Origin of the sequence: Paraburkholderia sp., from assembly GCF_026225065.1 — a bacterium.
Taxonomy (GTDB): Bacteria; Pseudomonadota; Gammaproteobacteria; order Burkholderiales; family Burkholderiaceae; genus Paraburkholderia.
Window position 1 is genome coordinate 1 of sequence record NZ_JAMFSB010000297.1, and the last position, 11,492, is coordinate 11,492.

Consider the following 11,492-nt stretch of genomic DNA (forward strand, 5'->3'; position numbering starts at 1 on the left):
GGTGAAGTTCGGCGCGCTGCTGTTTATCGTGTTCCTGCCCACGCAGTATGCGATCGACCTGCAGTTGCTCGGCGGCGTGTGGATCCTGCAGATTTTCCCGGCCATCGTGTTCTCGCTGTACACGCGGCGCCTGAATACGCCGGGCCTGTTCCTCGGCTGGCTGGTGGGAATCGTGCTGGGTACCGGGATGGCGATTTCGCAGGGGCTGAAGCCGGTGTTTGCGCTGCATCTCGGTGATGCAACGTATCCGCTGTATATCGGCCTGATCGCGCTGGCAGCGAATATTGTCGTGACGTTTGTGGTGTCGGTGGTGACGCCTAAGCGGGCGAGCGTCAGCGCTTAACAACCTCGTTTGACCGGATCGACCCGGCGGTTCAGGGCTGGTCCGGTTTTCGAACGCGCTACTTCGGGCGGGCTACTTTCAACCAGCCTACTGCGCGCTCAATGCTTCCACTCGCGCTTTCAAGGCCGCATTCATCGCCTTCATACTCTCAGCCGTATCCTTCAAAGCATCGTCACTCAGCTTTCCCACGAGAATCCCCGCGAACTGCTCGCTTTGAATGAAATGCGTCCGGTTACCCGACGCTTCGAGTTGAAACCGGTGCTCGCCATCGAAGAGACCGGGAAACCACAGCGCCCCTTTCCAGCGCAATTCCTGCTCAGGACGGACCGCCAGCACGGTCGGATGAAACACCATCGCATCCTGGCCTGATCCTTCGGCAAACTCGATCACCTTGCCTTCGACCAGTTCACCATCGAGCCGCGAGATCTCCGGATTCCAGCGCGGATAGTCGGCCGTCGCGGTGAGAACCTTCCAGACCGTCCGCGGCGGACTGTCGATCCAGATATCCGTCTCTATCGAGGCATCATGGTGCAGGTAGAGAAGCGCAAGCCCGCCCGCACAGACGATGCCGAGAACGGCGAGCGCAAAACGCCTAACTAGTCTCAAGACCGATTCCTCAGCGACACGCGAGACGAAACAACACAAACGGGGACCAGACGCCGCACCTCCAACGCCCAGTCCCCACCGGCTTAATGCTTCGGCTGGAAGCCCGGCTCACCCATCTGCCACAGCGCGAACGCCCACTCATCGGCCAGCAGGTTGGCACGCTGCGACATGCTCGAGCCCATTCCGTGGCCCGCGTCGAAGTCGATGCGCAACAGCACCGGCCGGCCGCTGCTCGTCGCTGCCTGCATGCGCGCCGCCATCTTCAGCATGTGCCACGACGACACACGCGGATCGTTGGCGCCCGTCGTGAAGATGACAGCCGGATATGGCGTGCCGTCATGGATATGCGCATAAGCGCTCATCGCATAGAGACCGTGGAAGCCGGCCTCATCCGACGACGAACCCATTTCAGGGACGTTCGGCGGCCCATTGGGCTCGGTTTCGAAGCGCAGCGCATCGGACAGGCCCACGTCGTCCATCACCACGCGGAACAGCGCCGGGTTGATCTCCATCGCGCCGCCCATCACGATACCGCCGGCGCTGGCACTGTTCGCGCCCAGGTATTTCGACTGCGTGTAGTGCTGGTCGATCATGTATTGCGCGCTCGCGTTGAAATCGAGCATGGTGTTGATCTTCCAGAGCTTCTGACCGGCACGGTGCCACGTGTCGCCGTACTCGCCACCGCCGCGCATATGCGACACCGCGATGATGCCGCCGTGGTCGACCCACGCCTTCCATTGCGGACGGTACACGGGATCCATCGACAACCCGTAGCTGCCGTAGCCGAACACAATGGTCGGATGCGAGCCGTCACGCTTCACGCCCTTCTGCGCGATGATCGACACCGGAATGCGCGTGCCGTCGTAGCTGGTGGCGAATTCGTCGTGCGCCTCGACATCATCGGATTCCGTCTTCGAAGGCGGAATCAGGCCGGTGTCGGTAGCCGCATTGGTCTTCGGATCGTAGGCGTACTCACGCGGCGCCTTGACCCAACCCTGCAGATTGAACAGTGCCCCCGGCGCGCGCGGATCGGCCGTCAAGCCCGCTACCCTGCCCGCGAAAGGCAGATCGATCGCCTGGGTCTCCTTGCCGTCGAACGACACACGCTTCAGCTCGAAGCTGCCGCCCGCCCGCTCGCCGATATACATCGCGTCGCTACCCAGCGTGAACGCGTCGATCACGTTGGTGCCTTGCGGCACGACCACGTCGGCCGTCGCGAGATCCGGATGCGCTGCCGGCAACGACAGGATCTGGAAGCGCGAAGCGCCCTTCTCGCTCAGCAGATACAGGCGATCGCCGCGCAGTTGCACATCCGTTACGCCGTCATCCGTGTCCGCGATCTTTTTCCACGGCGTATCCGCGCCATGGATCTGATCGAGCCGCGCGACGTAGAAGATGTTCGGGTTGTTGTCCATGTTGTGATTCACCACCGCGACCGCGTACGGCGAATCCGGCGCCAGCAACACATAGGTCCCCTGGCCTTCGGCAACATCGAGCTTCGGCGAGACGCCGCGGCCGAATACGGCTTCGTCGCCATCGCCGTTGGCGTTCTGGCCAAGTACGTGGATGTACGTCACCGCGTTGTACTCGGTCTTCGAGAGCGGCGTGTCCGGGCCGGCTTTCGGATAGCGCAGGTAGAAGAATGACTGGTTGTCCTTACGCCAGGAGACGACGCAATCGCTCGTGCGGTCGATCACCTCGGCGAGATCGTTGCCGGTCTGCAGATCGATCACGTGCAGCACGCTCTTTTCCGAGCCGCCGGCGGAGATGCCGTAAGCGACATAACGACCGTCCCACGACGGCGAATACCAGTCGAGCGCGAAGTGGTGCGCGCTGTCCGTGGCGAGCTTCGCTGGATCGACGAGAACATGTTCCTCGCCGCTCACGCCGTCGCGATACGCGAGCTTGGGCAGATTGGCACCTGGCTCAAGCACTTCATAAAAGATCCGGTCGCCGCGACGCATGAATTCGCCGCGATGCAGATCGTTGCCCATCAGCGATTCGATGCTATGTGCAAGCGATTCGCGGCCGGGAATCGCGTCCAGCACCTTACGGGTGTAAGCCGCCTGCCCTTTCATCCAGCCTTGGACTTCCGGGTCCTTCAGGTTTTCCATGTAGCGATAATTGTCCACCACCGGCGTACCGAAGTAGGTATCGGTTACCGGACGCACGGGCGCCACGGGCGGCGCATCGGCGGCCTGCGCTGCGCCGTTGGCGGCGAGCAGGGTAGCAGCAAGCGTTACAGCCAGCAAAGACTTGTTCTGTTTCATTCGAGCTTCCAAAGGAATGAGGCGCCGCAAGATTACCTCGACTTGCGGGCGGACGACTAGAGGGTCAATAAAGCTCCGTCACCCTGCTAATGCTTCGGCTGAAAGCCAGGCTCGCCCATCTGCCAGAGCGCGAACGACCACTCGTCGGCGAGTTGATCGGCCTCTTGCGACAGACTGGAGCCGATGCCATGGCCTGCGTCATAGTCGACCCGCAACAGCACCGGCCGCCCGCTGCTGGTCGCTGCCTGCACGCGCGCCGTCATCTTCAGCATGTGCCAGGACGCCACACGCGGATCGTTGGCGCCAGTGGTGAACAACACCGCCGGATACGGTGTGCCGTCATGCACGTGAGCATAGGAACTCATCGAATAGAGGCCATGAAAGCCGCTTTCCGTCGAGGTCGATCCGAACTCGGGCACGTTCGGCGGTCCGTTGGGCTCGGTTTCGGAGCGAAGCGTATCGGAGTCGCCGACGTCGTCGAGAATCACACGGAACAGGCCCGGGTCGATCTCGAGTGCGCCGCCCATCACAATGCCGCCCGCGCTGGCGCTATTCGCCGCAAGCAACTTCGGTTGCGTGTAATGCTGGTCGGCCATGTATTGCGCCGAGGCGACGAAGTCGAGCAGCGTGTTGATCTTCGTAAGCTTCTGTCCGGCACGATGCCACGCGTCGCCGTACTCGCCGCCGCCGCGCATATGGGAAACCGCGACGATGCCACCGCGCTCGATCCATGCCTGCCAGGCCGGGTCGTAGTACGGATCCATTGAGGTGCCATAGCTGGCGTAGCCCGTCACGATAGTTGGATGCGAGCCGTCCCGCACCGTGCCTTTCTTCTCGATGATCGACACCGGAATGCGCGTGCCGTCGTAACTGGTAGCGAACTCGTCGTGCGCCTCGATGTCGTCCGACTCGGTCTTCGCCGGCGGAATCAGGCCAGTGTCGGTCGCAGCATGGGTGGTCGGATCGTAGACCAGTTCGCGCGGCGCCTTGACCCAGCCCTGCAGATCAAACATGACGCCCGGCTGGCGTGGATCGGTGGTCAGGCTCGAGATGCTGCCCTCGAACGGTAAGCCGATCGTCTGCGTGTCCTTGCCGTCGAACGATACGCGCTTGAGCTGAAAGCTCGGGCCCGCGCGTTCGCTGATATAGATCGCGTCGCTGGCGAGGTGGAACGTGTCGATCACGTTCGGGCCTTCGGGCACCACCACGTCGGCATGCGCGATGTCCGGATGTGCAAGCGGCGTCGACAGAATCTGATAGCGGGAGGCACCCTTGTTCGACAGGAAGTAGAGCTTGTCGCCGCGCAGCCGCACAGCGGTCACGCCGTCCTTGGGCGCAGCAATCTGTTGCCACGGGGTCTGTGCACCATTGATCTGCGCGAGCGGTACGACGTAAAACGAGTTCGGCGCATCGTCCATGTTGTGATTGGCAACCGCCACCGCATACGGTGAATCCGGCGTCAGCAACACGTAGGTGCCCTGGCCTTCCGGCACATCGAGACTCGCGGATACGCCCTTGCCGAATACCGCCGCATCACCCTCGCCATCGGTATTCTGGCCGAGTACGTGCAAGCGCGTCACCGCGTTGTATTCAGATTGCGACGGCGGCGTGTCCGGGCCGATCTTCGGATAGCGCAGATAGAAGAACGAGCGGTTGTCGTCGCGCCAGGAGACCACGCAATCGGAAGTGCGGTCGATGCTCTCGGCAAGCTGCGTCCCCGTGCTCAGATCGACGATGTGCAGCACGCTCTCCTCCGAGCCGCCTTCGGAAACACCATAGGCCACATAACGGCCGTCCCACGACGGCGAGAACCAGTCGAGCGCGAAGTGATGCGCGCTATCTTTCGCGAGCTTCGCCGGGTCGACCAGAACGTGTTCCTCGCCGTTGATGCCGTCGCGATACGCGAGCTTGGGCAGATTGGCGCCCGGGTCCATCACTTCGTAAAAGAGCCGGTCGCCGCGGCGTGTAAATGCATCGCGGCGCAGATCCTTGCCACCGAGCGCGAGGATGCGCTTTGCCAGCGCGGCACGGCCAGGAATCGCGTCGAGCACTTTGCGCGTGTAGGTTGCCTGCGCTTTCATCCAGTGCTGGACCTGCGGGTCTTTCAGGTTTTCCATGTAGCGGTAGTTGTCCACTACCGGTGTGCCGAAGTAGGTATCGGTGACGGGACGTACCGGGGCGACGGGCGGGCCGTCGGCCGCCCAGGCGGGCGAACCGGCGGTGAAGCTGACAAACAGGGCTGCGAGAGTTAAGGCAAGGCAAGTCTTTGTTAGTGTCAAACTCTTTACTGGTGTCATTTACGCTTCCAAAGGAACGAGGCGCGGCAAGATTACCGCGACTCGCGACCCTTCGACTAGTGGAATCATAAAGGCGCGCTTCTAAGCTCAACGCGGCTGCAGCCTCTCGTGGTTTTGGAACGCGGGTTGACTGCGAGACGCATCTCCGGTTCGCGTTAGCTCGCCGGATTGCTCCAGTCGCTCAGGCCTTCTCTCGCGTTGAGCTCGATAAACGAGGGCAGCGCACGCAAGCGCTGGATATAGGGCGTCAGGTGCGGCCAGCTTGTAGCCTTGCACGGCAGGTTGCGCGACCAGCGCATCAGCATGACCGCAAGAAAGTCTGCTGTACTGAGCTTTCCACCCACCAGCCAGTTGCGGCCGTCGGCGACCAGCGCGTCGAGCCGCTCCCAGGACTGTTCGATCCGGCGGTCCGCGAGCGCCCGCACTGCTTCGGCGCCAGCAGGGTCGCCGTCCTCGTCGGCGTAAAACCAGTCACGCATTGCGGGGAGCACGGTATTGGCCATGAACACCATCAGCTCGAGCCACTCAGCACGATCAGCAGAGCCGGGCGCTGGCGCAAGACCGGCATCTGGATGACGCTCGGCGAGCAACATCAGCAAAGCGGTGCATTCGTGGCGCGGCACGCCGTCGACCACGAGCGTCGGCACACGGCCTGCGGGATTGAGACGGCGATACTCGGGGTCGTGTTGCGCGCCCTCGTCGATATTGATCAGCCGAGCCTCGAAGGGAATGCCCGCATCGAGCAACAGCCAGTGAACCGCCATGCTCGCCGCACCGGGCGAATAATAAAGCGCGTAGGTCATGCCTTCACTCCTCCGAGTTGATTCATGTTGAACGCATCAATGCGCACCGCGTGAATGATGCGAAATCTGGCGCCTTTCGACAACGTGCGCGTCCTGAGGCATCATCGGCATCGGTCAGGGCGGCGAGGGCTAAATGATCGGACAGCGTCAGTCGTTGCGCAAGCGGATTCGACGTTCAACACGCGTGCGACGCGTTCGTCGATTCGCTGCGCATGACATCGGCTGACACCCGCGCGACGCCACCCTCTTTTCTATTTCTAGCGAGGTACGCATGCTTTTCGATCCGAGCCGTCACGAACCCCTGCAAGCAATCGAATGGGATGAAACACGGGTGAGAAACTGCATCGCCCGGATCGTCAGGCAAACGGAAGCTGAGATGAACGCGGACGGCCTATGGCCAGCCCATCCTCGCGATGGCAGCGATGAAGACAATCCACGCGCGCCGCTCACGCCGCTTTATCACGGCGCGTGTGGAGTCAATTGGGCACTCGGCTATCTTGAAGCGGTCGGCGCGGTCAAACTTCAGCGCGATCCGCTGGCGCACGCGGCAACGCTGCGCACGTTGAATCGAAGGTGGCTTGAAGAGGACGAGTGCACCTTCTTCGCTTCCTGGATGATGGGCGAGACGCCGTGGCTGATGCTCGAATACGGACGCGCGCCGAGCGAAGCGCTGGCCGGGCGGCTCGCCGATCTGATCAATGGCAATCTCGACAACCCCACCCGCGAGCTCATGTGGGGTTCGCCGGGCACGCTGCTCGCCGCGTCGTTCCTTCACGAGCACACGCAGGGCGAACGTTGGGCCGAGCTGTTTCGCAAGACCGCAGCACAACTCGCGAGCGAACTGAAGTGGTCGGAGGAACACAGCTGCCACTATTGGACGCAGGACATGTATGGCTCGCAGACGACTTATCTCGACGGCGTGCACGGTTTCGTCGGAACCGCGCTGCCGCTGATTCGCGGCCGCCATCTGCTCGACGCGGCCAGTTGGAGCGAATGGGAACAGCGCATCGTCAATACCGTGCGGCGCACCGCGACACTCGAGGACAGCCACGCAAACTGGCGCGCGTTCCTCACGCTACCGGAAGGCCGCACGCCGCGCTGGCTCATGCAGTTGTGTCACGGCGCACCCGGATTCATCGTCTGCCTCGCGCAGTTGCCGAGCCGCGAGCTGGATTCGCTGCTGCTTGCGGGTGGTGAGGCGACATGGGCCGCGGGGCCGCTCGCGAAGGGTTCCAACCTGTGTCACGGGACGGGCGGCAATGGTTATGCGTTTCTGGTGCTCTACCAGCGTACCGGCGATGTCAAATGGCTCCAGCGCGCACGGGCGTTTGCGATGCATGGCATTGCGCAGACTGAGGCTGACGAAGCGGCTTACGGGCAATTGCGCTATTCGCTTTGGACCGGAGACCCCGGGTTCGCGATCTACCTGTGGGACTGCCTGCGCGGGCAGGCCGCGTTTCCGACGCTGGATGTTTTCTACGGCAGTGCTGCGTAAAGTCCTCGCTCATGCAGATGCCCGTGCGCCAGGCGGGCGGCACGCGGGTTTTCCGCTGAACGTCAGGGTTATCTATCTATCGCACGAAGCGACGTCACGCGCTACCGGCGCGCGCACGACCACGCCAAAACGTCAAAGCCCAAGCCAAGGATATTCCCACCCCCACGCCGAGGAACTCGCATAGCACGCGTGTGCCGATGCCGTCGGGATCGTGTACCCCGGCAAGAGACGCACGCATCAGAGCGGGTGACTGCAGGTTTGCGTAGTTGAAATAGAACATGTTCCACAAATCGCCGCTGGAACTGGGCAGCACGGACAGAAGATAAGCCACGGCGAGCTCGCGGCCAAGGCTCCATGGTTGCTTGCGGGTCAGCCAGTGCAGCAGCAGCAGCATGAGGAATCCGATCACCGCCGCAATCGCTCCCGCTTGCATACCGCCGACGATGCCGTAACCCATCCACGATTGGTCGTAAAGCATGTAAGCGTCGCCAGGTCATCAGTACCGGCGCATTATGCCCGAACGCCCACTCCCAACGCATTTTCGGGTGCGTTGCTGCTGCTGGCTCTGTCAACGATGATGGGACAGTGGCGGAAGCTCCTCTTTCACCGTTATTACCTTGGCCCTGCATCGGACGACCAAATACCGGGAAATTTCACGATGCGGAACGATCCATTGCACTACAAAAAATCGTGGTGCATGGCACAAACCAGCCGTTTCGCAATGCCGTCCTACATTCCACAATCCGGAACAAACAGCGTAACTTATTGTTTTTTATTGATAATTTTTTATCGACCGATCCCGCTATCCGTGCTGTGCTGGCGGCTCGCTCACGTAGACTCTTTTACATGAGCTGGCGTTTTGGACGACTGGATTGAGCGGGCCACGGCAACCGGCCCGCGAAGACCCTCCCAGAACCGGCCCGCGTCCCGTACGCAGGTCAGCCAGGCAATCGCATTTTTTTACGATGATCGGGAGATGAAAAATGAAAGGCTTTCGCTTTGGTTCGACGGAAGGATCGTTCTACATTATGCCCGGCAAGGACGGCTGGGAAGCTTCGTTCGGCAACGAGACGCTCGGCGCATTTGCCAGCCCTCAGCAGGCCGCCGACGACCTCGCCAACGGTGTGTGCTGTCCGCATCTGTCCGAGGCTGATACTTCGATGCTCGAGATACCGGAGAAGATCGGCGACTGGGAAATCGTTCACGTTTGATGGGGCCGCCTAGGTAGGGCCGCCTAGGTGGGACCCTTAGGGCGCCCTGCCACAACGAAAATGGCGCCCGAGGGCGCCATTTTCTTTCTACCGCTTCCAGCTCTAACGTCCAGTCAACTCCAACCGAAGCTGAACCTTATGCAACCGCATCCACGATCTTGTTGAGCGTGGCGCTCGGACGCATGGCGTTGCTCGTCAGATCGGTATTCGGACGATAGTAACCACCGATGTCCACCGGCTTGCCTTGCGCAGCAGCCAGCTCTTCAACGATCTTCGCTTCGTTCTCGGCCAGCGCCTTTGCTACACCGGCGAACTGCGCCGCCAACTCAGCGTCTTCCGTTTGAGCGGCCAACGCCTCGGCCCAGTACAAGGCCAGGTAGAAATGGCTGCCGCGGTTGTCGATACCGCCAATCTTGCGGGCCGGCGACTTGTCGTTGTCGAGGAACTTGCCGGTTGCCTGGTCGAGCGTCTTCGCCAGAACCTGCGCCTTCGGGTTGTGGTATGCGTTGCTCAGGTGTTCGAGCGAAGCAGCCAGCGCCAGGAATTCGCCGAGCGAGTCCCAACGCAGGAAGCCTTCTTCGACGAGCTGCTGAACGTGCTTCGGCGCCGAACCGCCTGCGCCCGTTTCGAACATGCCGCCACCCGCCATCAGCGGAACGATCGACAGCATCTTCGCGCTCGTGCCCAGTTCCATGATCGGGAACAGGTCGGTCAGGTAGTCGCGCAGCACGTTGCCGGTAACCGAGATCGTGTCCTTGCCGGCACGAATGCGATCGATCGAGAACTTCGTGGCTTCGACCGGCGTCAGGATGCGGATATCCAGACCGCTCGTGTCGTGGTCTTTCAGGTACGTCTCGACCTTCCTGATGATCTGCGCATCGTGCGCGCGTGCTGCATCCAGCCAGAACACGGCCGGCGTGTTGCTCGCACGGGCGCGGTTCACCGCCAGCTTGACCCAATCCTGGATCGGCGCGTCCTTGACCTGACACATGCGGAAAATGTCGCCTTCCTCAACCTTCTGCTCGAGCAGGACGGTACCCGCTTCGTCGGTCACGCGGACCACGCCGTTCGTCTTGATCTGGAACGTCTTGTCGTGTGAACCGTATTCTTCCGCCGCTTGCGCCATCAGGCCGACGTTGGGCACGCTGCCCATCGTGACCGGATCGAACGCACCGTGCTTCTTGCAGTCTTCGATCGCAGCCTGATACACGTCGGCATAGCAACGGTCCGGGATCACTGCCTTGGCGTCGTGCAGTGCGCCATCGGCGCCCCACATCTTGCCGGACTCGCGGATCATGGCGGGCATCGACGCGTCGACGATCACGTCGCTCGGCACGTGCAGGCTCGTGATGCCCTTGTCCGAGTTGACCATCGCCAGATGCGGACGTTGTTCGTATTGAGTCTTGATGTCGGCTTCGATCGCGTCGCGCGTTTCCGCCGGCAGATCCTTGAGGCGCGCGTACAGGTCGCCGATACCGTTGTTCGGATTGAAGCCGACCTTCGCCAGTGCATCCGCGTGCTTGGCCAGCACGTCCTTGTAGAACACCGAGACCACGATACCGAAGATGATCGGGTCCGAGACCTTCATCATGGTGGCCTTCAGGTGCACCGAGAACAGCACGTTGTTGGCCTTCGCGTCGGCGATCTGCGCTTCGATGAAGCTGCTCAGCGCATTCTTGCTCAGTACCGACGCATCGATGATCTCGCCAGCCTTCACCGCGGTCTTTTCTTTCAGAACCGTCTTGCCGCCATCAGCGGCGGTCAGCTCGATCTTCACGTTGCCGGCTGCGCCGATCAACGCGGATTTTTCGCTGCCGTAGAAATCGCCGTCGTTCATGTGCGCGACGTGCGACTTCGAGTCCGCGCTCCATGCACCCATCTTGTGCGGATGCTTGCGTGCGTAGTTCTTGACCGACAACGGCGCGCGGCGATCCGAATTGCCTTCGCGCAGCACCGGGTTCACAGCGGAGCCCTTGATCTTGTCGTAGCGGGCCTTGACGTCTTTCTCTTCGTCAGTCGTGGCGACATCCGGATAGGACGGCAGCTTGTAGCCCTGATCGCGCAGTTCGGCGATCGCGGCCTTCAGTTGCGGTACCGAAGCGCTGATGTTCGGCAGCTTGATGATGTTCGCTTCGGGACGGGTGGTCAGCGCACCGAGTTCGGCGAGATCGTCGGACCCTTTCTGTTCCGCAGTCAGATAGTCCGGGAACACGGCGATGATGCGGCCGGCCAGCGAGATGTCACGTGTTTCCACTGCGACGTTCGATGAGCGCGTGAAAGCCTTCACAATCGGCAGCAGCGAGTAAGTCGCCAGAGCCGGCGCTTCGTCAGTAAGGGTGTAGATGATCTTCGGCGATGTAGACATATCTGAGGTGGAGCTTGGTGAAGTGATAAACAGAGCGTCGGTCGCGCTGAGCCAGCTGGATTGCACCGTCAGGAACTGCAGACGAATGCGCACCGGACTCCA

Annotated in this window: 8 protein-coding genes and 1 pseudogene; 3 read left to right on the forward strand and 6 right to left on the reverse strand. The window is 61.6% G+C overall.

Going from position 1 to position 11,492, the window contains the following annotated elements:
* Window positions 1–343: pseudogene (locus M0954_RS21505) on the forward strand (sodium:solute symporter); the annotation flags it as partial.
* Between the two features lie 87 nt (window positions 344–430).
* On the opposite strand, the gene M0954_RS21510 reads toward M0954_RS21505, so the two are convergent.
* From M0954_RS21510 to M0954_RS21525, 4 genes are all read right to left on the reverse strand, one after another.
* Complete coding sequence (locus M0954_RS21510; RefSeq protein ID WP_297355386.1) at window positions 431–949, reverse strand: SRPBCC domain-containing protein; 519 nt, start codon at window positions 947–949, stop codon at window positions 431–433.
* A gap of 83 nt (window positions 950–1,032) precedes the next feature.
* On the reverse strand, window positions 1,033–3,219 hold the full coding sequence (locus M0954_RS21515; protein WP_297355387.1) for a prolyl oligopeptidase family serine peptidase: 2,187 nt from the start codon (window positions 3,217–3,219) through the stop codon (window positions 1,033–1,035).
* Between the two features lie 86 nt (window positions 3,220–3,305).
* Window positions 3,306–5,516 carry a prolyl oligopeptidase family serine peptidase gene (locus M0954_RS21520; protein WP_297355389.1) on the reverse strand — a complete coding sequence of 737 codons (2,211 nt, stop codon included), beginning with the start codon at window positions 5,514–5,516 and terminating at the stop codon, window positions 3,306–3,308.
* A 155-nt stretch (window positions 5,517–5,671) separates the two neighbouring features.
* The gene (locus tag M0954_RS21525; protein WP_122152304.1) at window positions 5,672–6,319 is read right to left on the reverse strand and encodes a glutathione S-transferase family protein; all 648 of its coding nucleotides are present in this window, start codon (window positions 6,317–6,319) and stop codon (window positions 5,672–5,674) included.
* Between the two features lie 271 nt (window positions 6,320–6,590).
* Between M0954_RS21525 and M0954_RS21530 the strand changes: the two genes are divergently transcribed.
* A complete protein-coding gene (locus M0954_RS21530; RefSeq protein WP_297355391.1) occupies window positions 6,591–7,814 on the forward strand; it encodes a LanC-like protein in 1,224 nt (407 codons plus the stop codon).
* Window positions 7,815–7,908: 94 nt separating this feature from the next.
* Here the strand turns inward: M0954_RS21530 and M0954_RS21535 are convergent, their stop codons facing one another.
* Window positions 7,909–8,292 (reverse strand): hypothetical protein, encoded by a 384-nt coding sequence (locus M0954_RS21535; protein WP_122152306.1) that lies wholly within the window; start codon window positions 8,290–8,292, stop codon window positions 7,909–7,911.
* A gap of 505 nt (window positions 8,293–8,797) precedes the next feature.
* On the opposite strand from M0954_RS21535, the gene M0954_RS21540 reads away from it, so the two are divergent.
* Window positions 8,798–9,025, forward strand: coding sequence for a hypothetical protein (locus M0954_RS21540; RefSeq protein ID WP_122152307.1), 228 nt, complete (start codon window positions 8,798–8,800; stop codon window positions 9,023–9,025).
* Window positions 9,026–9,161: 136 nt separating this feature from the next.
* Here M0954_RS21540 and M0954_RS21545 read toward each other — a convergent pair whose 3' ends face one another.
* Complete coding sequence (locus M0954_RS21545; protein ID WP_297355393.1) at window positions 9,162–11,390, reverse strand: NADP-dependent isocitrate dehydrogenase; 2,229 nt, start codon at window positions 11,388–11,390, stop codon at window positions 9,162–9,164.
* Between the last annotated feature and the right edge of the window lie 102 nt (window positions 11,391–11,492).